This is a genomic window from Gordonia phosphorivorans (genome assembly GCF_042432625.1).
In the GTDB taxonomy this organism is placed as follows: domain Bacteria; phylum Actinomycetota; class Actinomycetes; order Mycobacteriales; family Mycobacteriaceae; genus Gordonia; species Gordonia phosphorivorans.
This window is the reverse complement of sequence record NZ_JBHLWV010000020.1, coordinates 101,196-123,638: the sequence shown is the minus strand read 5'-3', so window position 1 is coordinate 123,638 and position 22,443 is coordinate 101,196. Positions and strand designations below refer to the sequence as shown.

At 68.2% G+C, this 22,443-nt stretch carries 15 protein-coding genes; 5 read left to right on the top strand and 10 right to left on the bottom strand.

The features are described 5' to 3' along the window. The 7 genes from ACFFJD_RS09775 to ACFFJD_RS09745 form a co-directional block, all read right to left on the bottom strand. Positions 1–339: a P-II family nitrogen regulator gene (locus ACFFJD_RS09775; RefSeq protein ID WP_382363569.1), complete on the bottom strand. Its 339-nt coding sequence runs from the start codon at positions 337–339 to the stop codon at positions 1–3. Between the two features lie 55 nt (positions 340–394). Next, positions 395–1,729, bottom strand: coding sequence for an ammonium transporter (locus ACFFJD_RS09770; RefSeq protein WP_382363567.1), 1,335 nt, complete (start codon positions 1,727–1,729; stop codon positions 395–397). A gap of 128 nt (positions 1,730–1,857) precedes the next feature. Next, positions 1,858–3,480, bottom strand: a complete 1,623-nt coding sequence (locus tag ACFFJD_RS09765; RefSeq protein ID WP_382363565.1) for an acyl-CoA dehydrogenase family protein — start codon at positions 3,478–3,480, stop codon at positions 1,858–1,860. Positions 3,481–3,539: 59 nt separating this feature from the next. Then, the gene (gene ftsY / locus ACFFJD_RS09760) at positions 3,540–5,006 is read right to left on the bottom strand and encodes a signal recognition particle-docking protein FtsY (protein WP_382363563.1); all 1,467 of its coding nucleotides are present in this window, start codon (positions 5,004–5,006) and stop codon (positions 3,540–3,542) included. Next, positions 5,003–8,578: a chromosome segregation protein SMC gene (gene smc / locus ACFFJD_RS09755; RefSeq protein WP_382363561.1), complete on the bottom strand. Its 3,576-nt coding sequence runs from the start codon at positions 8,576–8,578 to the stop codon at positions 5,003–5,005. The genes ftsY and smc overlap by 4 nt, the downstream gene beginning before the upstream one ends. 37 nt (positions 8,579–8,615) lie before the next feature. Further along, a complete protein-coding gene (locus tag ACFFJD_RS09750) occupies positions 8,616–8,906 on the bottom strand; it encodes an acylphosphatase (RefSeq protein WP_382363559.1) in 291 nt (96 codons plus the stop codon). Positions 8,907–8,914: 8 nt separating this feature from the next. Beyond that, positions 8,915–9,322 (bottom strand): OsmC family protein, encoded by a 408-nt coding sequence (locus tag ACFFJD_RS09745; RefSeq protein WP_382363557.1) that lies wholly within the window; start codon positions 9,320–9,322, stop codon positions 8,915–8,917. A 210-nt stretch (positions 9,323–9,532) separates the two neighbouring features. Between ACFFJD_RS09745 and ACFFJD_RS09740 the strand changes: the two genes are divergently transcribed. Further along, entirely contained in the window at positions 9,533–10,162 is a 630-nt protein-coding gene (locus ACFFJD_RS09740) for a class I SAM-dependent methyltransferase (RefSeq protein ID WP_382363555.1), read from the top strand. A 15-nt stretch (positions 10,163–10,177) separates the two neighbouring features. Here the strand turns inward: ACFFJD_RS09740 and ACFFJD_RS09735 are convergent, their stop codons facing one another. The 3 genes from ACFFJD_RS09735 to ACFFJD_RS09725 form a co-directional block, all read right to left on the bottom strand. Continuing rightward, positions 10,178–11,926 carry a DEAD/DEAH box helicase family protein gene (locus ACFFJD_RS09735; protein ID WP_382363553.1) on the bottom strand — a complete coding sequence of 583 codons (1,749 nt, stop codon included), beginning with the start codon at positions 11,924–11,926 and terminating at the stop codon, positions 10,178–10,180. Then, on the bottom strand, positions 11,917–12,093 hold the full coding sequence (locus ACFFJD_RS09730; protein WP_382363551.1) for a hypothetical protein: 177 nt from the start codon (positions 12,091–12,093) through the stop codon (positions 11,917–11,919). The genes ACFFJD_RS09735 and ACFFJD_RS09730 overlap by 10 nt, the downstream gene beginning before the upstream one ends. A gap of 98 nt (positions 12,094–12,191) precedes the next feature. Further along, positions 12,192–13,853, bottom strand: coding sequence for a hypothetical protein (locus ACFFJD_RS09725; protein ID WP_382363549.1), 1,662 nt, complete (start codon positions 13,851–13,853; stop codon positions 12,192–12,194). Positions 13,854–14,115: 262 nt separating this feature from the next. On the opposite strand from ACFFJD_RS09725, the gene ACFFJD_RS09720 reads away from it, so the two are divergent. Genes ACFFJD_RS09720 through pglX form a run of 4 tightly spaced genes read left to right on the top strand, consistent with a single transcriptional unit; the run spans position 14,116 to position 22,441 of the window. Beyond that, positions 14,116–14,382, top strand: a complete 267-nt coding sequence (locus ACFFJD_RS09720; protein ID WP_382363548.1) for a hypothetical protein — start codon at positions 14,116–14,118, stop codon at positions 14,380–14,382. Then, positions 14,379–14,816, top strand: coding sequence for a type II toxin-antitoxin system RelE/ParE family toxin (locus tag ACFFJD_RS09715; RefSeq protein ID WP_382363546.1), 438 nt, complete (start codon positions 14,379–14,381; stop codon positions 14,814–14,816). Before ACFFJD_RS09720 ends, ACFFJD_RS09715 begins: the two co-directional genes overlap by 4 nt. Continuing rightward, positions 14,729–18,877, top strand: coding sequence for a protein kinase domain-containing protein (locus ACFFJD_RS09710; protein ID WP_382363544.1), 4,149 nt, complete (start codon positions 14,729–14,731; stop codon positions 18,875–18,877). Before ACFFJD_RS09715 ends, ACFFJD_RS09710 begins: the two co-directional genes overlap by 88 nt. Beyond that, complete coding sequence (gene pglX / locus ACFFJD_RS09705; protein ID WP_382363542.1) at positions 18,878–22,441, top strand: BREX-2 system adenine-specific DNA-methyltransferase PglX; 3,564 nt, start codon at positions 18,878–18,880, stop codon at positions 22,439–22,441. It abuts the gene before it with no gap. Positions 22,442–22,443 lie beyond the last annotated feature (2 nt).

Below are 22,443 nucleotides of genomic sequence, written 5' to 3'. Positions count from 1 at the left end.
TCAGAGCGCGTCGGATCCGCGTTCACCGGTTCGCACCCGGACCACCGACTCCACCGGGGTGATCCAGACCTTGCCGTCGCCGATCTTGCCGGTCCGGGCGGACTCGACGATCACATCGACCACCTGGTCCACGTCCTCGTCGTCCACCACCACTTCCACCCGCACCTTCGGCACGAAGTCGACGGCGTACTCGGCGCCGCGGTACACCTCGGTGTGGCCCTTCTGCCGACCGTAACCCTGCACTTCACTGACGGTCATGCCCACGATGTCGAGCTGTTCCAGGCCCGATTTCACCTCTTCGAGCGTGAACGGTTTGATGATGGCGGTAATCAGTTTCATGACTACATTCTTCCCTTTTTCGATTCGGTCGGATTCGTGTGCCGTCGGCAGGCCGTCAGGCGAGCTCGTAGGCGGTCTCGGCATGTTCGGAGGAGTCGATACCGGTGGCCTCGGCCTCCCGGTCGACCCGCCAGCCGAGCGGCTTGAGCGCGAAAGCGATCACGGTGGTCATCACGGCGGTGAAGGCGAGGGCCACCAGCGCGATGACCGTCTGCACGGCCAACTGCTTGGCGTCGTGGCCGTAGAACAGACCCGAATCCTTGGCCAGCAGGCCGATCCCGACCGTGCCCCAGAGACCGGAGACCAGGTGCACGCCCACCACGTCGAGCGAATCGTCGAAGCCGAACTTGCTCTTGAGGCCGATGGCCAGGGCCGACAGCGCACCGGCGACCAGACCGAGGCCGAGCGAACCGAGCGGGGTCAGGGCCCCGCAGGCCGGGGTGATCGCCACCAGTCCGGCGACGATGCCCGAGGCCGCGCCCACACTGGTCGCGTGGCCGTCGCGTCGCCATTCCACCAGCAACCAGCCGATGATCGCCGCGGCGGCCGCGGCGGTGGTGTTGACCCACACCAGGCCGGCGGTGGCGTCGGCGGCGAGCTCGGAGCCCGCGTTGAAACCGAACCAGCCGAACCACAGCAGTGCGGCGCCGAGCATGACGAACGGGATGTTGTGCGGGCGGTACGGGGTCTTGCCGAAGCCCATCCGCTTGCCGACGAACAGCACCAGGACCAGCGCGGCGATACCGGCGTTGATGTGCACCACGGTGCCGCCGGCGAAGTCGATCGGCACCACGTTGGCCTCACCGTCGGTGGAGCCGAACATCCAGGCGGCGAAACCACGATCGGAGCCGGACAGCAGGCCGCCGCCCCAGACCATGTGCGCCAGCGGCAAATACACCAGCGTGGTGAAGAAGACGGTGAAGACCACCCAGGTGGAGAACTTGGCCCGCTCGGCGATCGCACCGCTGATCAGCGCCACGGTGATCACGGCGAAGGTCAGCTGGAAGGCCATGAAGACGACCGCCGGAATGCCGGTCTCGCCCCACATCACCACCTGCGTCACGCCGTCGACCTCGCGGGTCTGCATCAGCTGCTCCACGCCGAAGAGCGAGAACGGGTTGGAGAAGACTCCCCCGATGTCGCCGGATCCGGTGAGCGAGTTCCCGAAGGACATCGAGAAACCGAACAGGATGTAGACGACGGTGACCGATGCCAACGCGATGAACGACATCATCATCATGTTCAGGACTGCCTTGCCGCGGCACAGACCACCGTAGAAGAACGCCAGCGCCGGGGTCATCAGCAGCACGAGCGCCGCGCTGATCAGGACCCAGGCGGTGTCGCCGGTGTCGAATGTGCCGAAAACGCTGTCGGGTAGCGCCGTTGTCACGGTGGACCTCCTCATCTACGCCGGTTTCGGCGTGTGAGAAGACGGTCCCGCGCGCAGATTTCACCGAATCGCGCGCAACCGTGACGGGCGTGTTACGCGCCCCGCCCGACGGTGAACGCTGCGTTTCGTCAGGCGCGCGCGGCGATCCCGGTCAGGTCCAGCCGCGGATCGAGCACGCCGTACATGTGGCCCGGTTCGGCGATGCGCCCGGCGACGAAGGCCTCGGTGACCGCCGACGGCGCCTGCTGGATCAGCACCGAACCCGCCAGCGCGACCGCCATCGACTCGGTGAGTCGACGCGCCAGCGCCGGTGCGTTGCCCGGATCGGCCGCCGCCTCGGCGAGCAGCTTGCGGGTGCGCTCCACGTGCAGGTCGTACTCGTGGTACTCCCCGAGCGCGGCGGCCATCTCGTTGTCGACGGCCTCCACCGACTGCGGATCGCGCATCATGGCCCGCAGCACGTCCAGGGCGATCACGTTGCCCGAGCCCTCCCACACGGCCATGACCGGCTGTTCCCGGTAGCGGCGCGCCAGCGGGAAACCGGTTTCGGTGTACCCGTTGCCGCCGAGGCATTCGAGGGCCTCGTAGGCGTGGTTCGGTCCGCGCTTGCACACCCAGTACTTGCCGACGGCCGTCGCGAGACGACGGAACGCCGCCGACTCGGGCGCGTCGTCGTCGTAGGCGGCGGCCAGGCGGATGCCCATCCACACCGCGGCCTCGGCCTCCACCTGCAGGTCGGCGATCACCGCGGTCATCGCGGGCTGGTCGATGAGGGTGGCGCCGAAGGCGCTGCGGTGACGCACATGCCAGGCCGCCTCGGCCACCGACTGCCGCATGCCGGCGGCGCTGCCGAGGATGCAGTCCAGGCGGGTCTGGTTGACCATCTCGATGATGGTCTTCACCCCGGCGCCCTCGTCGCCGAGGCGCCAGCCCACCGTCTGGGAGAACTCGATCTCGCTGGAGGCGTTGGACTTGTTGCCCAGCTTGTCCTTCAGTCGCTGGATCGCGAAGACGTTGCGCGTGCCGTCGGGCAGCACCCGCGGCACCACGAAGCAGGTGACGCCCGGCTCGGTCTGGGCCAGCACCAGGAAGGCGTCGGACTGCGGCGCCGAACAGAACCACTTGTGGCCGGTGATCAGGTACGTGCCGTCGGCCTGCTCGACGGCACGCGTGGTGTTGGCCCGCACGTCCGAGCCGCCCTGCTTCTCGGTCATCGCCATGCCGAAGATGGCCGACGGCTTGTCGCCGGCGCCCAGGTCGTGGCTGTATTCGCGGGAGAACACCCGCGGCAGCCACCGCTGCGCCAGCTCCGAATCCACCCGCAGCGACGGCACCACGGCGTGGGTCATGCTGACCGGGCAGGCGTGGCCGGGTTCGATCTGACCGAACTGCATGAACATCGCCGCCCGCGCCACGTGCGCGCCGTCGCGCGGGTCCGACCAGCAGCTGGTGTGCGCGCCGTGGGCGATCGCGTCACCGATGATGCGGTGGTACGCCGGATGGAACTCGACGTCGTCGATCCGGTGGCCCCAGCGGTCGTGCGAGACGAGCTTCGGCGTGAGGGTGTTGGCCAGTTCCGCGTCCCGCTGGAAGTCGGCGCGGCCCACCAGCGCTCCGGCCTCGGTGAGCGCCTCGGCCGCCCAGCCGCCGCCGTACACCTCGACCGCCTCGGTGAGCGCCACGTGGCTGGTGTACTCGTTGACGTCGATACGCGGCGGCGCCTGATTGAAGACGTCGTGGGTGGCGGTCATGGCGGGGGCTCCTCGTTCGGCTGGCTTCCCCACCAGTATGGCCCGCAGCCGCGGCGCCGCTACAGCAACGCGTCGACGAAGGCCGCCGGGTCGAAGGGCGCGAGATCGTCGGCGCCCTCGCCCAGGCCGACCAGCTTCACCGGCACCCCGAGCTCGTCCTGGATGCGGAAGACGATGCCGCCCTTGGCGGTGCCGTCGAGCTTGGTCAGCACCACGCCGGTCAGGTCGACGACCTCGGCGAAGACCTTGGCCTGCATCAGCCCGTTCTGGCCGACGGTGGCGTCGAGCACCAGCAGCACCTCGTCGACCGGAGTCTTCTTCTCCACCACGCGCTTGACCTTGCCCAGCTCGTCCATCAGGCCGGTCTTGGTGTGCAGGCGTCCGGCCGTGTCGATCAGGACCACGTCCACGCCGTCGTCGATGCCGGCGACCACCGAGTCGAAGGCCACCGACGCCGGGTCGGCGCCTTCCTTGCCGCGCACGATCCCGGCACCGACGCGCTCGCCCCAGGTCTGGAGCTGATCGGCGGCGGCGGCGCGGAAGGTGTCCGCGGCGCCCAGCAGCACGCGGCGACCGTCGGCCACCAGCACGCGGGCCAGCTTGCCGGTGGTGGTCGTCTTGCCGACACCGTTGACGCCGACCACCAGCACCACGGCCGGACCGCCCGCGTGCGGCAACGCCTTGACCGAGCGGTCCAGGTCCGGGCGCAGCTGCTCCACCAGCACCCGGTGCAGGGCGGCGCGCGCATCGTCGGCCGAACGGACCTTGTCCGAGGCCAGTTCGGCGCGCAGGCTCTCGATCACCGCGGTGGTCGCCGCCGTCCCCAGATCGGCCATCACCAGGGTGTCTTCGATCTCTTCCCAGCTGTCCTCGTCGAGGTCGCCGGCACCGAGCAGACCGAGCATCGACGAGCCGATGGCGCCCTGCGAGCGGGCCAGGCGACCGCGCAGTCGGGACAGGCGGCCCTCGGTGGGCGCGATCTCGTCGAGCTGCGGTGCCGCCGCGACCTCGGGAGTCTCGGGCACCTCGACGGCGGGCGTCTGGACCTCGGGAGCTTCGACAGCGGGAGCTTCGGCTGCGGGCGTCTCGGCTGCGGGCGTCTCGACAGCAGGCGTCTCGACCTCGGGCGCCGCGGTCTGCGTCTCGGCCGCCTCGACGGCCTCCTCCACCACCAGCGGCTCACTGGGAGCGCCGTCGGCCTCGGTCTCCAGGATCTTCTCGGCCTCGTCGGCCACCGACGGCTCCGGTGCCGCGGGTGCGGCCTTCGGCGCGGGAGGCTTCGGCGCGGCAGGCTTGGGAGTCTCCGGTTCCAGGGTGGCCGTGCCGCCCTGGGTGAACGAGAAGCCCGAACCGGTCTGGTAGCCGCCGGACTTGTCCACCTCGGGCCGGCCGTCGACGGCCCGGGTGGGCGGCGCCTGCGTCAGCGAGATCCGCCGACGACGCTGCAACGCGATGCCGGTGCCGACCACCAGGGCCAGAAGCAGGACGACGCCGATGACGATGCCGATGATGACTTGGGTGTTCACGTGGAGCCTTTCAGGCGCTGGGAAATGACTTCGGTGATGCCGTCGCCGCGCATGCTGACGCCGTACAGCGCGTCGGCGATCTCCATGGTCGGCTTCTGGTGGGTGATGACAATCAATTGGCTGCGTTCCCGCAGTTGCTCGAACAGGCTGATGAGCCTGCGCAGGTTGGCGTCGTCGAGGGCGGCCTCCACCTCGTCCATCACATAGAACGGTGAGGGCCGGGCGCGGAAGATCGCCACCAGCATGGCCACCGCCGTGAGGGACTTCTCGCCGCCGGACAGCAGCGACAGCCGTTTGACCTTCTTACCGGGCGGGCGGGCCTCCACCTCCACACCGGTGGTCAGCATGTCGCTGGGATCGGTCAGCACCAGCCGCCCCTCGCCGCCCGGGAACAGCGTGGCGAAGACCTGGGAGAACTCCTTCTCCACGTCGGCGTAGGCGTCGGTGAAGACCTGCAGGATCCGGGCGTCGACGTCGGCGATCACGTCGAGCAGATCGGCGCGAGCGCCCTTGACGTCCTCGAGCTGGGTGGAGAGGAACTCGTAGCGTTCGGTGAGCGCCGAGAACTCCTCCAGCGCCAGCGGATTCACCTTGCCGAGGGTGGTCAGGTCCTTCTGCGCACGCTTGGCCCGCGACTCCTGGGTGGCGCGGTCGAACGGCATCGGCGCCGGTGCGACGACGAGTTCGCCGCGCGCCTTGGCGTCCTCGTACTCGCGGAACTCCAGGTCCGACGGCGGCATCGGCACGTCCGGCCCGTACTCGGCGACCAGGTCGTCCGGCGCCACCGCGAACTGTTCGAGGATCTGTTCCTCCAACTGCTCGATGCGCAGCGCGGCCTGCGCCTTGGCCAGTTCGTCGCGGTGCACGGCATCGCGCAGCGAGTTCAGCGTCGCGGTGGCCGCGTCCACGCGGGCCCGCAGCGCGTCGACCTCGGCGGTGTGGGCCGCGCGCGCGGCCTCCAGCTCGTCGCGGCCGGCGGCGGCCGCGGCGACGGTGGCGCTGACCTGCGTCATCACCTTGTCGGCGGCGGTCGCCACCGCGGCGGCGACTCCGGCCGCATACCGTCGTTGCGCGTCGTGGCGCTGCTGACGTTCCCGGCTGGTGCGCTCGGCGGCGGCGCTGCGGCGCAGGCCGTCGGCCTTGCCGCGGTACGACGCGAGCCGCTCCTCGGCGGTGCGCAGCGCCAGGCGGGTCTCCACCTCCACCGAACGCGCGGTGGCGACCTCGGCGGCGGTCGCCTCCCGCAGGGCGCGGTCGGCGTCGTCGTCGTGCTCGGCGCTGCCCTCGTCCACGGCCAGGCGCAGCCGCTCCTCCAGTTCGGTGAGTTCGGTCAGGTTGGCCGCGCGGCCGTGTTCGGCCTGCTCGCGCTGGCGCACCAGGCGTTGGGCCTCCTGCTCGGCGGCGCGGATGTCGGAGCCGAGTCGTCCGAGCAGCTCGTAGGCGGCACCCACGTTGGCGTCGGACTCGCCGAGCGCGGCCAGCGCGCCTTCGGCGTCCTCGGCGGCCTCGCGTTCGGCGGTGAGCGCCTGCGCCAGGTCGGCGTCGAACTGCTCTGCCGCCCGCCGCGCACGGGCGAGGTCTTCGGTGGCGGTGTCGATGGCCGACTGCACTTCCAGGGTCGACGGCCGAGCCGACACGCCTCCCTCGACCACGGCCGCGCTCACCCGGTCACCGGCGCGGGTCACCGCCAGCACGTCGTGTCGACGGGCGATGGTCATCGCCTCGGCGGGGTCGTCGACCAGCACGATGCGCGCCAGCAGCAGGTCGATGGCACCGGCGATGGAGCCCGGCGCGGTCACCACGTCCCGCGCCCACACCGTTCCGCTCGGCAGTTGCGGCCGATCGCCGTGCACCTGATCGGGCAGGCCGCCGACGATCAGCGCGGCGCGGCCGCCGTCGCCCACGCGCAGCGCCTCCAGCGCGGCCAACGCCGCGGCCTGGTCGACGGTCGCGACCGCGTCGACGGCCCGACCCAGCGCGCCGGCGATCGCGGTCTCGTAGCCCGGCTCCACCGTGATCAGCTCCGACAGCGGCGCCAACAGCCCGTCGGTGCCTCGCTCGAGGAGCCAGGCACCGCCGTCGGCGCGTTCCAGGCCGACGGCCAGGGCGTCGATGCGCGCGGTCAGCGAGGCGATCTGCTGCTGCGACTCCCGTTCGGACAGGCGCAGCGCCTCCACTCTCTCTTTGGCGGCGGTCAGCGCGGCCGCGCAGCGTTCGTGGTGGGCGTCCAGGCCCTCTTCGCGGTCTTCGAGTTCGCGCATGCGCTCGGCGGCCGCGTCCAGTTCGCGCTGGGCGACCGCGGCCCGCTCACCGGCCGCGTCGATCGCCTCGGTCAGTCGCAGCGACTCCCCCTCGACCGACTCGACGCGGCTGCGCAACGTGGCGGCCTGCCCTTCCAGTCGCGCCACGCCTTCGCGCCGGTCGGCGACGGCCTGCACCGCCGCCAGGTGCGCGCGTTCGGCCTGCGCCGAGGCCTGTTCGGCGGCGGCCAGACCCGCCGTGGCGTACTCCAGCTGCCCGGCGATCTCCTCCACCACGGCTTCGTGTTCGGCCTCGGCGAGCGCGGCCTCCTCGGCGCGACGTTCCAGTTCTTCGGGGTCTGGCCCGGTCGGCGCGGCGCTGGGGCCGGACAGGTTGGTGGCGCGCTCGGCGGCCAGACGTCGGGTGCCCTCAACGCGCTCCCCGAGCGCCGACAGCGTGTAGAAGGCCCGACCGGCCTCCGTCGCGGCGGGCGCGACCTGCGCCAACAGTTCCTGGGCGACGGCCAACGCGGCGGTGGCTTCGTCGAGTTCGGCCGAGACCTCGTCGGCCTTGCGGCGGACTTCGTCCTCGACGGCCGAGTGTTCGGCCATCTCGGTGCGGCGCCGCACCAGGTCGTCGGCGGCCAGCCGGAGCCGGGCGTCGCGGAGTTCGGCCTGCACGGTGGCGGCCCGCCGAGCCACCTCCGCTTGCCGGCCGAGCGGTTTGAGCTGGCGACGCAGTTCGCCGGTGAGGTCGGTCAGGCGCGCCAGGTTGCCGGCCATCGCGTCGAGCTTGCGCGCCGCCTTCTCCTTGCGGCGCCGGTGTTTGAGGACGCCCGCGGCCTCCTCGATGAAGGCGCGTCGTTCCTCGGGGCGCGATTCCAGGATCGTCGACAGCCGCCCCTGCCCCACGATCACGTGCATCTCGCGGCCGATACCGGAGTCGGAGAGCAGTTCCTGCACGTCGAGCAGACGGCAGGGGGTGCCGTTGATCTCGTATTCGCCGGCCCCGTCGCGGAACATCCGGCGCGTCACCGAGACCTCGGAGTACTCGATGGGCAGCGCGCCGTCGGAGTTGTCGATGGTCAGCGTCACCTCGGCGCGGCCCAGCGGGGCCCGGCCCGAGGTGCCCGCGAAGATGACGTCGGCCATCTTGCCGCCGCGTAGCGCCTTGGCACCCTGCTCGCCCATCACCCACGTCAACGCGTCGACGACGTTGCTCTTGCCCGAGCCGTTGGGACCCACCACGCAGGTGATCCCCGGCTCGAAGCGCAGAGTCGTCGCCGACGCAAAGGACTTGAAGCCCTTGAGGGTCAGGCTTTTCAGGTGCACGAGAACCAAGAATACCCAGGGTGAACGGCCGAACCGGTCACCGCTCGCGGAATCCGGTGTGTTCGCCGCGCGGCGGGCCGAAGCTGTCCACCACCAGGTCCACCCGGCCCGCGGTATGTCCCGAACGCAACTGCGCCAGGAGCGTGTCCAGCGCCGGGCGCGGCCCCTCGGCCACCACCAGCACCCGACCGTCGGCCAAATTCTTGGCGTACCCGGTGAGCCCGAGCTCCAGGGCCCGCGATCGCGTCCACCACCGGAAGCCGACGCCCTGGACGTGGCCGTGCACGTGGGCGGTCAGGCGTTGAACGGATTCCGGCGTCTCGGTCATGTCGGTGCTCAGTCCGGCACGATCGTCAGGTTCACCTCGGTGCCCGCCTTCAGCGTGCGGCCGACGGTGCAGTACTTGTCCACGGCGCGCTCGACCACGGTCAGCAGGCGCTCGGCGGCCGCCGGATCCAGTTCCGACAGATCCACCTCCAGCACCTCCTCCAGTCGCGGGTACACCTCGTTCTCCCGGTCGGCTTCGCCCGAGACGCGGATGGTGGCGTCGTAGTCGTCGCCGAGGCGACGACTCAGGGTGAAGTCGGTGGACAGCCCTGCGCACGCGGCCAGCGCGATCTTCATCAGCTCACCCGGGGTGAAGACACCCTCGTCGTCGGCCGAGCCGATGAGGACTTCGGCGCCGCGGCTGGACTGTCCGGTGTAGCGGCGGGTGCCGGTACGGGTGACCCAGAGGTCGGTCATGTGGTCTGGCCTTTCGATCGAGATTCGCCGACGCCGCGGACAGCGGAACCGAGGTACTCCTCGAGCGTAGTGGCACCGGTTTTACCGCCTTGCGAACGACCGCATGTCGCGCGCCCGATCGGTCGTGGCGTCGGATCTCGGACCCCCTTGACCTTGGTGAGGCGCAGGTTCATATTCAAAGTGCAGACCCTTTTCGCAGAGGAGGATGCAATGTCCAGTGTTCATGAGGATGCGAAGGCGTTCTTCACCGAGGCATATCGAGTCGGCTTCGTCCCGTGGGAGGCTGCCGGTGCGGCGGCCGCCGAGTTCGAGTCGTCGTTCTTTGACAGAGAGTCGCAAGCCCACCCGGGATCCACGCGGCGCGCTCTCGACATCGGCTGTGGTCGCGGAGGTCACGCCGTCACGCTCGCCGAACGCGGATGGCAGGTGACCGGGGTCGACTACGTCGACGACGCCATCGACGCTGCACGTCAACGACCGGGAGCCGAGTCCATCGACTTCGTGGTGGGCGATGCTTCCGATCTCGCAGCATGCGCCCAGGGGTCCTTCGACTTCTTCTTCGACGGTGGCTGTTACCACGGTCTCAGCCCGGAAGAACGTGCCGGTTGGGGCCGAGGTGTCCAGGCACTCGCGGCCCCCGACGCGACCCTGCTCATGGTGGCTTTCGACCCGTGGCCGGACGGCAAGGCACCGCCGAATGTGCCGTCGGGCACGACGCTCGACGAGGTCCTCGACCGACTGCCGGGCTGGCAACTCACCGACGACGACCTGATGCCCGACGCCTACCGACCGGTTCCCCAACCCGCGCACTTCTACCGGCTACAGCGAACCGCCTCTTGACGAGATCCCTCAGCCTCAACGATTTCTCGACGGATGTGACCCCGCCACCGCGTGATCGGTACTTCGGCCTCGATGTCGCCGGGCCACCAGCTCCGCGAGTTCGGCCAGCACCTCTGCGGTGTCGGGGTGTGTCAGCCTGGTGAGTGCCTCATCCTCGATGCGGACGATCGCCTCCGGTGCCAGGTCGAGGCTGCGGGCTGTATCCCGCACAGACCTCGGCGGTGCGCCCCCAAGTCCGAACCGCGTGGCCAACACCCGCAGTTGGCGCACGGTGAGGACCGACAGGACGGCGAGCGCGCGGTCTGTCAGCGGCACGTCGCCCCGACTCGCCATGGCGCGCAGGACGGTCGCGGCGTCGCCCACCTTAACTGGGGTATGCACATCGAAGCCGTCGTTCAAGGCACGCAATGCGGCCACCCGCGGCGCCCGCTGAGTCTCGCGGACTTGCTCCGGTGACACGCCAATCCAACCCGCCAGTGTGGACACCGCCTCCGCCGACGGCTGGTCGACGATCACATCTGCGACGTCGAGCAGGTGACTGAGGAAATCTTCGTGGGCACCGCGGGCCGGGTCCTCGATACTTCCCTGCATGTAGAGAACAACGAAGGTCGCCGCCCTACCGTCCGCCTTCGGCCGAACGACGCGGCCCATGCGCTGGATCATCTGCCGGCGCGACCTGCTGCTCGCCATGATCACGGCCAGGTCAGCCTCGGGAACGTCGATCCCTTCGTCCAGGACGCGGGGCGCGGCCAGCGCAGCGACCTCGCCTTGAGCGAACGAGGTGAGCAACGCGGTGCGCTCGTCACGGCCGAGATCACTGGTGAAGGCCTTGGCTTCGACGCCTCGGCCCACGAGCTCACGCGCCGCGGCGTGACAAGAGTCCTTGGTTTCGGAGAAGACGATCGTGCGACCGCCGAGCGCAAGGACCCCGCCGATCTTGCCGAGAATTTCGAGCTTCTGTTTGCTGGTGGCCAGGAGCGCCTTGCGACCGCTGAACGCGGAAAGATACCGCTTCGCCGACTTCATCGCGGCGAACTCGCCGTGTTCACTCAGCGCCTGGACGTCGGCCAGGAAGGCACCGAATGGCTCCTCTCGGCAGCCGAACCGGTCGATGAGGATGAAGCGCTCCTTGCGCAGCGTGCTGTCGAGTTCTTGATACTCGGAACGCTCTCTCGGCGTGAACTGCACGCTCACCGTCAAAACGCGGATCGGCGCGATGATCGACTCGGTCTTGGCCCTCGCGAAGTCGCACCCGCCGAGAAGGTTCTCGAAGTAGGGCGTGATCTTCGCGTCCACGCCGTCGTCGCTGCGCTCCAGTGTCGCGGTCAAACCGATTCGCTCCCCGAAACGGTCCGACAGGATCTGAGCGAACGACTCCGCGCCGTACCGGTGAACTTCGTCGGCCACCAACAGCAGGTCGCCCTCGGGCGGGAATGCCATGGAGATCGCCGAATTGACGATCGCGACCAGAACATCGACGTCGGCGAGTGAATCTTGGCGTCGGTCACCGCGCTGACCGATTCGAGCTGTCGGGAGTGCTTTGCGCGCCGCGTTCGTCCACTGCGCCATCAACCCGGCGCTGGGAACGACGATCAGAGCCCGACGTCCACGGCCGAGTCCGTCTGCCACTGCCGCCAACCCAACCGCGGTCTTACCTGTGCCCGTGACCGCCTCGACGATGCCCCGGCGGTCGTGCTCCTGCCAGCGCGTGATCGTCTCCGATTGCCACTTCCGCAGGATCAGTCCCTTTAGCTCTACCTGCATCGCCCACTCCTGAGATAGCAGCCGGGGATCTCATCGACGACGAGCTCACCATCCATCACCAAACAATCGAGGAGGTCAGCGGTTTCATCGGCGGACAGCCGCGCAATCTTCTGAGCGCGGGCGACGGTCAGCGGCGCGGCCTCGGCGGCCAACATGAACAGGCTCATCGCAACGCTCGGGCTCGGCGACGGTAGTAGCGCTTCGGCACCTGATCGCAGGGGTCCCCCGGCAGGCAGTTCCGCCGCCGAGACGATGGTCCATCCCGTCACGTCGACACCACGTCTCGAAGTAGCTGTCCCGACGCATCATCGAGCATCCAGTGGTCCAGACCGTCACTCACCCGGTCATGTCCGACCGCAGTCCGCTCAATCACTGCGTTCAAGGCACTTGTGGGGTGGCGGAACGTCGATCCGCGCAGCTCGCCGGCCGTCACCTCCACCGCCCAGTTTCGTAAGTCGACAACAGCGACAGTTCGGAAGCCCTCGATATCCACCCGCACGCGAGCTTTGTCGCCGAAACGAGCGGGAGCTTGTCCACTCGGGGCGGCGGTACGCACGGACGTCGCCACACCGCTGGTCTCCCGGGACTGATGCGGTGTCATGACGGGCGATTGAGTCTCTGACACGGTCGGAAGCGGCCGGTCCTGCTGGCACGCCGGTGATGACTGTTTTGATCTACGTTTCGTCGCGCGGCGAGGGGCCTCGGTCGTGGACTTGCGCGGCCGCCTCCGTCCGAAAGCGTTCATGAGCCGATCGAATCGATCCGAGCCGATCAGAGCCCGAGCCTGTCGTTCGGCCTCAGTCGAACCATCGAGAGCGGTGCCCGCGGACAGCTCCAATGCCCGCAGCGATTCGGCGATCGCTTCCCTACGCAAGAGCTCCTTCTCGTCCGACGGTCTTCCGCCGACAGCCACCCACTTCTGGGCCACCTCGAACCAACTCACCGCATCGGAAGACACTCTCATGGCAATCGCCGATACCGTCGCCTCACGTCGAGCCGAATGCGTGACCCACTTGGTCTCCGAGGTCGCATGCTTGGCTAGTTCCTCCTGCAGCGCAACGCCACCGAAGCGTCCGATCACCTGCTGCATTCCGGCCTGTACCTCGGGACTCACGACAGCTTGCACGTCCCCGGAGTGAGCTTCGTCAGCCGGGGGCGCCTCTGCGCATGACTCGGCTCCCGCAGTCGGCACCGAAACCGCGATGACCGGGATTGCGGTGGCCGAGACGGGTTGTGCGACCTTGAGTCCGTCCGGCATCCCAACGGGGACGATCATCTCCTCCTGGACCGGCCGGGTGCGAGGCAAACCTGTCGGAGTCGCCGGCTCGTACGTTGAGGAGGCAGTCGTTCGCACCTCCGACGTAGTGACGCCGCCGGAGGATCGCGGCCGGCCGGCTACGGCAGCAGCGGTCCAGCGGGCGCGTTCGTCCCTGGCCTGCACCTCAAGCGAGTCAACCCGCTCCGGTGTCGGGACCCGCACTGACGAGTCCACCGAATCCGGTGCGGTGGTCCGCTCTGGTGCAACGACAGCCGCGGCGATACGCCGACCGCTCACAAGATTGGCGACGGCGATGCCCTCCCTCGCCGCCATTCGCCGGAACGCGGTGAATTCTCGCACCGCCAAAGTCACGCTCTCCGCATTCTCGGCTTTCGGGCGAAGGATCGCGTCGTCCGTGACCAACACCGGCCGCACAAGTTGTTCGCCCTTTCGAGCACCGTCAACCACCGTGAACATCGCGACCTCGATCAGTGGAACCCGCTTCGCCGGATGCTGCCCTGCGCCCGTCGGGAGGTCTCCTTCCCTTGCAATCCACAAGTGCTGATCCACCACTACGAACTGTCCATCAGTGCCGCAGAACCACTCCGGCACCACGCGTTCGATGTCCCAGTCCTTGATCTCACGATCGACACTCACGACCGCCACCACCTCAGCACTCCTCCGGCCATCGGCACTCTGCCCGCGACTACGGCTCTGCACCGACCATCATGAGGTGAGGCTCCGACAATTCGAACCCCTTCCCACGACATTCGTTCAACCGAACGAACGAACATCGCCCGATCACGGCGTGGTATGTCCGGTCGCCACAACGATCACGCGAGCACACCACCGCAGTCGCCGGCAACGGCGCTGATGGTCTCACCTATTCGACACAGCGATCGTTGACCGATCGGCCGCATAGGCTGAGGTCATGACCCCTACTGCCGCCGAAATCCTCACCAGCGCCAAGTCGCTGCCGCGCGAGGAGCGCGCCGAGGTTGTCAAGAAGCTCGTGGCGACGCTCGGCGAACACGACGTCGAGCAGGAGCGATCAGCAGCGCTTCGCACCGCAGTCAATAAGGGTCTCTCCGGCCTCGACTCGGGCAACGGCGTCCGAATCCCGAGTGGCGGCCTTCGTGGATACCTCCACGAACGAGGACGTCTCGCATCCGGGCGCGCTGCCGACGAATCGCAGTGACCCTGTTCCTGGAGTTCTCGCCTGAGGCCGAGGTGGACCTGGACGATATTCTGGAATGGTCCGCAACGAACTTCGGCGAGGCTGTGCGCAATAGCTATGAGGAACTGATCAACACCGCGATCGAGGCGCTCCTTTCCTGGCTCTTCGTCTCTCAGAGTGGTCCGCGCCATGCCCGCGACCACCCCGCGCAGCTCCGACCCGGCACCGGCCTCGACACCGCCCCCTCTGCCACCGAGCCCACCTGTCTCAGCACCTGCGGTGCTGTCGGTAACATCACAGCCGACCGTGGCACGACGACGCGCACTCTGCGCGTGGCGGGACGGGTGGCGCACAGGATGGGGGGACCGTGGCTCTCGGCGATGACCGGTGGATCGAAGTCTCCAAGTCGGCTTTCCCGCACGAGAAGGAAGGCCTCGACCTTCTTCGCTACGTGATTCCCAACGCCGCCCCGTACCGCGCGTGGACCAACTTCGAGTTCATGGACAACCACGGCCAGTGGCACGAGATCGACGCCTTGGTGCTGGGCCGACGACGCCTGCACCTGATCGAACTCAAACACTTCCAGGGTGTTCTGCGTGGCGACGAGAACAACTGGGTCCGTACCCTTCCCAGCGGGGCCAAACGCACGCAGCGTTCCCCGCTGCTGATCACTCGCCGCAAGGCGCAGCGGCTGGCCACCCGGCTGGAGGAGAAGGCGCGCCAGGTCGCCCTCGCGCACGGCCTCAACCCGCACGAGGTGCGGCGGGCGCTGCCGTTCATCTCGGAGTCGGTGTTCTTGCATGCCACCGATTTTCGCGCCGACCTGCCCACCATCGCCATCAACGGACTGTTCGGGCCGGACGGTTTCGAGGACCAGTCGGGTCTTCCGGGCCTGTCGACCCGCGTCCTGGAGGCGCCCACCGATCGGGCGATCACCGACGATCTCGGGCTCATCATCGCGGTGGCCTTGCAGGAGTTGGGGGTGGCCCGTCGCACCAGCCGGGACGCCGGTTCGTGGACCATCAAGGGCGCTCCGCTCGCCGCCGGCGCCGACTGGCAGGAGTGGGCGGCCGAACACAAGGGCAGCGACCGCAAGGGGCTGGCCCGCATCGTCTCCCTAAGCCCGGGCACCCCGGCGCATTCGCGGGCCGCGGCGCACCGCCGGATGGCCCGCGAGTACGCCCTGTTGTCGGCCCTGCGCCACGAGTCGATCCTCGTCCCCGAGGATCTGGTGCAGGACGACGACGGCAACACCGTCCTCATCTATCCGGTCACCGACGGCTTCACGCCGCTGGATCTGGCACTGGTAACGCGCACGCTGACCGCGCAGCAGCAGCTAACCGTCGCCGCCCAGGTCGCCGAGGCATTGGCGTATGCCCACCGCAACCAGGTGGCCCATCGCGGGCTGGGTCCGTCGTCGGTGCTGATCGATACTGCTGCTCTCGACGCCGGCCAGGTCTCGGTGCGGTTGGTCGACTGGTCGTGGGCCGGCCGCATTCACAGCGACGACACCCGCTCGTCGACGTCGCTGGGCAGCGCGGTATCGACGTCGGGGGCCGCGTCGTCGGACGAGGTTTTTCAGGCGCCGGAAGAACGCTGGTCGACCGGCGCCGACCGCATCGCCCTCGACGTCTTCTCTTTCGGCGCGCTCGCCTACTTCTTGTTCTCCGGGGGTCGACGCCCCGCGCGCGACCGTGCCGACCTAATCAGCCGCCTGCAGCGCGAGCAGGGCCTGGATTTAGCGGCCGAGTCCGGCCAGTTCGTCGACGAGGCGCTGCGCGAGCTGGTGCTGCACGCCACTCGCCCGTCGGTGTCGAGCCGCGTCGACACCGACCCCAAGACGCGCCGCCCGCGGTTCGGGGCCCAGCAGCTCGCGGCCGCGCTCGACGATTATCGCCGCGGCCTGCAGCAGCCGGCGCACGCCGATGCCCCCGATCCGCTGTCCCCGCCGATCGGCGCCCTGCTGGGCGACCGATTCGAGGTAACGCGGATTCTCGGTTCGGGGTCTACCGCGCGTGGCGTCGCGGTGCTCGATCACCGCGATGACGTCGGCCGCGTCCTCAAGGTGGGGTTGAATGACGCCGCCGGTGCCCGCCTGCACGACGAGGCCGACGCGCTGTCCGCGCTGGCCGCCCAGTCGCCGCCGGTCCCCGGCGTGGTGCAGCTGATCGAGGGCCCACTGCAGTTGGCCGACCGCACCGCGCTGCTGTTGAGCGACTGCGGCGAGCAGACTTTGGCCGACATCATCCGGCACACGGCGCTGGCCGAGACCCCGCTCAAGGCGCTGGGCACCGACCTGCTCGACGCCGTGGTCGCGCTCGACGCGGCCGGTATCACCCACCGCGACATCAAACCGGCCAACCTGGGTCTCACTCGCACGGAATCCGCACGAGCCAAGAGCCGGGGCGCCAAGTCGACGCGCGCCACAACCAGACTCACCCTGTTCGATTTTTCGCTGTCGCGCGCCCCCGTCGACCAGGTGGATGCCGGCACGCCCCCGTACCGGGATCCGTTCCTCGGGTCCGGTCTGCGCACCGCCTACGATTCGGCGGCCGAACGCTATTCGGCGGCCGTGGTGCTCTACGAGATGGCGACCAGCACCACCCCGGTCTACGGCGACGGCGTGAGCGATCCGCGGGTGCTGACCGATGACGTGTCGGTGACCCCGGAGGATTTCGGCACCTATTCGCGAACCCGCGCCGAAGCGTTGACCGGGTTTTTCCGCATCGCCCTGGCCCGGGATGCGGGCCGACGCTTCGATACCGCCGCCGCCATGCGTGCTGCCTGGCAGTCCGTGTTCGCCGCACGCCCCGGCGCCGACCTCACCCCGCCCGCCCAGCCCGAAGCCACCCGCCAGCCGCCGTCGACCCCGGCGCCAGAACATCCCGCAACCGACCACCGGGCACCTGAAGACCCCGCCGATCCCGCACCGGAGCCGTACAGCTCGCTGGAGGTGCTGGCCGCCGAGTTCGCGAAGGCCGCCGCCCCCAAACCGCAGACCATGCGCCGTCAGGTCACCGAACTGATTCTGGGCCTGCGACAGGACGCCCCCGACGATCCGTTCGTCACCTATCAGTCGCTCGCCGAGCGGGCCGGGGTCACGGGGGGCCGGATCGCACAGATCTTCGGCGAGTTCGACGGCTTGTGGCGGGCGAATCCGCGTCTGGCTGCCACCGTCGACCTGCTGTATCGCCGCGGCCTGGATCTGCTGGCCACCACCGGCGGCGCGAGCACCCCCGAACTACTGGCCCGCGAGCTGGTCGGCGCCGTGAGCGTCGACGACACCGCCGGTGCCCAGCGCACCGCGTTGGGTGTGCTGCGCCTGATCCTGGCGAGCACCGCCGTCGATGCCGAGGCGCCGCTGCAGGTGGTGCGCCGCCAGTCGACCGGTTCGGTGGCGATGATCTCGATACCCTCGGTGAATCGTCGGCTGCCGGCCGCTTTGGCCGCCGAAGCAGAGCGGTTGGTGGCGACGGCCACCGATCAGGGTTCGCCTCTGGTCGCTGCCGCCGAGTCGGCGCAGCCGCTGCGGACGGTGGCGGCCGCCCTTCTGGATGTGGGCCCCGAACAGCTCGAGATCCCCGGCTACGTGCTGCTGCACCTGGCGGCGCAGTCCTCCGGCGAGGTCACCTTGTCCGCGCGCGACGAACTGCACCCTCGTGCGCTGCCGATCGAGGACGCGCTGGCCGTGGTGCTCAGCGGCCTGTCCGGCGCCGATTCGCTGACCCGCCAGGAGTTGCGCTCGCGCGTGCAGGCTCGGTTCCCGCATTTGGCCCGGCAGTTGCCGACGCGTCCGGGCCTCGATGAGGTGCTGGCGCGGGTGGTGCCCGGGCTGGTGTGGCACGACGACGCCGAACGTTTCGCTTTCGACGGCGCCGATCACCCGCACACCCAGGTGCCGACGCGCCAGTCGTTCCCCGGTACGGCCGCACCGGTGCGGTCGGCGTCGACCAGCGAGCTGGAGGTGGTGTTGCACGAGAGTCTGCGGGAGAACCAGTTCCGCGCACTCGGGGTGCGCATGCACGCCTCCGATGAGGTGGCGGCCGCCTTGGTGGCGGCGTTCGGTGCCACTCACCTGGATGTGACCGATCTGCTGCTCACCGAGTTGCGTGCGCGGGCCGCCGCGGCCGGGATCGCGTGGGAGTCGATTCTGTCCGCCGATTCCGGTGGCAGCCGCGACCGCGAGGGTTTGCGCGGTTTTGTCGCGCAGGCGGTGCCGTCGGTGATCGACGCGGTGAACACGGTACCCGGCCCGGTGGTGCTCACCGACCTGTCGACGCTGGCCGCCTACGGGCAGCTCGGTGCGCTCGCGCAGTGGGTGGATCTGAGCAGCCCGCTGCATCATCCGATCTGGGCGCTGATCCCGCAGCCGGCGGAGTCCGGCGGGGCGCCCGGCGCCGTCGTCGACGGCATCACCCTGCCCCGCACCACTCCCGCACAGTTCGTTCAGGTGGACGATCCGTCGCTGCGCGCCCTGCTCAGCGGCGCGCACACCTCTTCTAAGGAGAACGCATAAATGTCGCTGGCAACTCTGGACGGCGCGGGCCTCAAAACCGATCTGGTCCCGCAACTGAACCTGCTGATCGACGACCTCCGCACCACCCTGACCGCCGACCCACAGCTCGAATGCACCTGGCGGGACGATCACCGCCGCGCAACCACCGAACGGCGAACCGCCGCCTCCTGGACCGACTGGTGCGACGACCAACTCACCCAGGCCGCCGTCGGTTGGCTCCTCACCTCGGTATTCGTCCGCTTCTGTGAGGACAACCGACTCCTCGGCGACGACGCCGAATGGATCACCCACCCCGACTCACTACTGCGCCAACGCGCCCTGGACGCCGAGCAAGCCTTCTACCGCACCCACCCCGACTTCTCCTACCGCGAATGGCTCGAGGCCGCCTTCGACGTGCTACGCCGATTCCCCGCCACCGAATCCCTCGTCGACGCCCACGCCGCTCTGCATATTCTTTCCCCCAGCTCCGACGCCATCCACCAGCTCCTCGCCTTCTGGCGGCGCACCGACGACGCCGGGAACCTGGTGTGGCGGTTCGACGATCCGACCCTGTCCACCCGCTTCCTGGGCGACCTGTACCAAGACCTGTCCGACTTCGCGAAGAAGAAGTATGCACTTCTGCAAACCCCGGAGTTCGTGGAAGAGTTCATCCTCGACCAGACCCTGGAACCGGCCCTGGCCGACCGGCCGCTGGAGGGGTTCACCGTCATCGACCCCACCTGTGGATCGGGCCACTTCCTGCTCGGCGCCTTCACCCGCCTGACCGACCGCTGGCACCGCCACGCCCCCGCCCTCCCGGTACGCGCCCGCGTCGACAACGCCCTCGCCTCCGTCTACGGTGTGGACCTCAACCCGTTCGCCGTCGCGATCGCCAAGTTCCGGCTGATCGTCGCCGCCCTGCAAGCCTGCGGCGAAACCTCCCTGGTCAACGCCCCCGCCTTCACCCTGAACCTGGCCACCGGCGACTCCCTGCTCTACGGCACCGACAAGCACGGCGCTGCCCCCCTGGACTACGGAGACGCCGCCTACGACAAAGACGCCGTCGCCAGCGGCTTCTCCTACTCCACCGAAGACGCACCACTACTGCGGAAGATCCTGGCCCCCGGCCAGTACGACGTCGTGGTCGGCAACCCGCCCTACATCAACGTCTCCGATAAGGCCCTCAACGCCCGCTACCGGGAGATCTACCACTCCTGCTTCAAACAGTACGCGCTCAGCGTGCCGTTCATGGAGCGGTTCTTCACGCTCGCCAAACCGGGCGACCGCGCCGGCTGGGTCGGCCAGATCACCTCAAACTCGTTCATGAAGCGACGTTTCGGCATCCCGCTCATCGAAGAGTTCCTGCCCACGATCGACCTCGCTCGAATCATCGACTCAGAAGGCGCCTGGATTCCAGGCCACAACATGGACGGAACGCCGACCGTCATTTTGATCGGCCGTAACCGCCCCCCACGGAGTAGCACAGTTCGGACGGTAATGAGCTTGGGGGTAAGGGAAACCCCAGACGACGCGGCCGACGGATCCGGCCCGTATTGGAAGTCCATCGTCGACCACATCGACCAACTCGGCTACGAAGACCAATGGATCTCCATCGTCGACCTACCCCGCGACAACCTGCGTGAGCATCCGTGGAGCCTCAGCGGCGGTGGCGCCGTCGAGTTGTCGGCCGCAATCGATCAGTCCACAACACTCATGTCGTCTGTGGTTAGCGCACCAGTTGGACGTTCCATCCGGGCTGGCGCTGATGAAGGCTTCATGCTCCCGGCACACCGTTATCAAAACGCCGAACTCACCGGTTATCGCACACTCCTCCTCGGAGAGGAAGTCCGAAACTGGACTACAAGTCCACAGAACCTCATCTTCTACCCGTATGCATATGGCACATCTGAGCTCGCGATTACGAATGCACCCGACTCACTGTGGTTCCTCCGACGCCTCCTTGAAGAACGGCGGACATTCCAGGGAAACATGTCCGACTCTGGGCTCACATGGTGGAGCTATATGCAGCACACCGCAAGCGCCTACGCCACCCCCCTGTCCATCACCTTCGCCGAAGTCGCCACGCACAACCATTTCGTCCTCGACCGCGGCGGCAAAGTCTTCAAGCAGACCGCACCAGTCATCAAACTCCCCGAGAACGCCACCGAGGAAGATCACCTGCGCCTGATGGGCACCCTCAACAGCTCCGTCGCCTGCTTCTGGCTGCGACAGAAGACGAAACCAAAAGGAGGCGCAGCCGGATCGCCCTGGTTGCGGACTCACCAACTCAACGGCAAAACAGTGGAAAAGCTTCCACTGCCTGCCATGTCACCGACCAACCGAGCGCGCCGACTCGATGATCTGGCACAAGAACTTTTGGAACAAGAGCCGGCCACAGCAATCAGATCTCATGGAGCGAAGCGCGACGTAGCCGTCAATGCTGAAGCTGAACACACCCGGATCCGGTCGCTGATGGTCGCCGAACAGGAGGAACTAGACTGGGAGGTGTACAGGAACTATGGGCTCATCGACGAGAAACTCTATATACCTCAAGGAGATGCCCCGGGTATCACGTCGAGCGAACGTGCATTTGCCATCAAGATGGCCCGCCAGATGCAAAGCGGCGATCTCACCACAGACTGGTTTACCCACAAGGAACACAGATTCTCCCCCGTTATCGAGCTTCCCACGCATTGGTCGGCCGACTACCGCACGCTCGTCGAACGTCGGCTAGCCGCGATCGAGTCAAATCCGTTCATCAACCTGCTTGAGCGACCGGAGTACAAACGTCGTTGGGAGGGTGAGACCTGGGACGCGAAACTACGACGCGCCCTGGCCGACTGGCTCCTGGACCGCCTAGAAGATCCGCAGTTCTGGTTCACCCCGCAGGGCACCCCCCAGGTGCTGTCGGTGGCTGAACTGGCCGGCCGGGTGGAAACCGACACCGAGTTCCTCACCGCCCTCGACCTCTGGGCCGGCAAAAAGGACGCCCCCGTCACCGACACACTCGTTTCTCTCCTGAAGGATGAGCCGGTACCTTATCTGGCTGCGCTGCGCTACAAGGATTCCGGGCTGCGTAAACGCGCCGAATGGGAACGCATCTGGGATCTGCAACGCGACGAGGACGCCGGCCTGATCCAGGCCACCGACATCCCGGTCCCACCCAAATACACCGGCACCGACTTCGCTAAGCCCTCGTATTGGAGTCACCGCGGCAAACTCGATGTGCCGAAGGAACGCTTCATCTCCTACCCCGGCGCCGGCCGCGCCACCGACCCCACCCCGCTGCTGGGCTGGGCCGGCTGGAACCACGCCCAACAGGGTCTGGCACTCGCCCTGATCTACGCGCTGCGCGAGCAAGAAGGCGTACCCCTACACGAACTAATCCCAGTGGTCGCCGGCATCGCCGAACTCCTGCCCTGGGTCCGCCAATGGCACACCGGCCCCGACCCCCACCTGGGCCTGGACCTCGCCGACTACCTCACCGGCCAACTCACCGAAAAATCCGCCGCCATCGGCGTCCCCATCCCCGACCTGTCCGCCTGGCGCCCCCCGAAAACCACCCGCGGCCGAAAGAAGAAGTAGTT

Excerpts from the sequence above, each read along its gene's own strand:
- ACFFJD_RS09775 (WP_382363569.1), bottom strand. The coding sequence starts at position 339 with ATGAAACTGATTACCGCCATCATCAAACCGTTCACGCTCGAAGAGGTG.
- ACFFJD_RS09765 (WP_382363565.1), bottom strand. The coding sequence starts at position 3,480 with ATGACCGCCACCCACGACGTCTTCAATCAGGCGCCGCCGCGTATCGAC.
- ACFFJD_RS09750 (WP_382363559.1), bottom strand. The coding sequence starts at position 8,906 with ATGACCGAGACGCCGGAATCCGTTCAACGCCTGACCGCCCACGTGCAC.
- ACFFJD_RS09745 (WP_382363557.1), bottom strand. The coding sequence starts at position 9,322 with ATGACCGACCTCTGGGTCACCCGTACCGGCACCCGCCGCTACACCGGA.
- ACFFJD_RS09740 (WP_382363555.1), top strand. The coding sequence starts at position 9,533 with ATGTCCAGTGTTCATGAGGATGCGAAGGCGTTCTTCACCGAGGCATAT.
- ACFFJD_RS09735 (WP_382363553.1), bottom strand. The coding sequence starts at position 11,926 with ATGCAGGTAGAGCTAAAGGGACTGATCCTGCGGAAGTGGCAATCGGAG.
- ACFFJD_RS09730 (WP_382363551.1), bottom strand. The coding sequence starts at position 12,093 with ATGAGCCTGTTCATGTTGGCCGCCGAGGCCGCGCCGCTGACCGTCGCC.
- ACFFJD_RS09720 (WP_382363548.1), top strand. The coding sequence starts at position 14,116 with ATGACCCCTACTGCCGCCGAAATCCTCACCAGCGCCAAGTCGCTGCCG.
- pglX (WP_382363542.1), top strand. The coding sequence starts at position 18,878 with ATGTCGCTGGCAACTCTGGACGGCGCGGGCCTCAAAACCGATCTGGTC.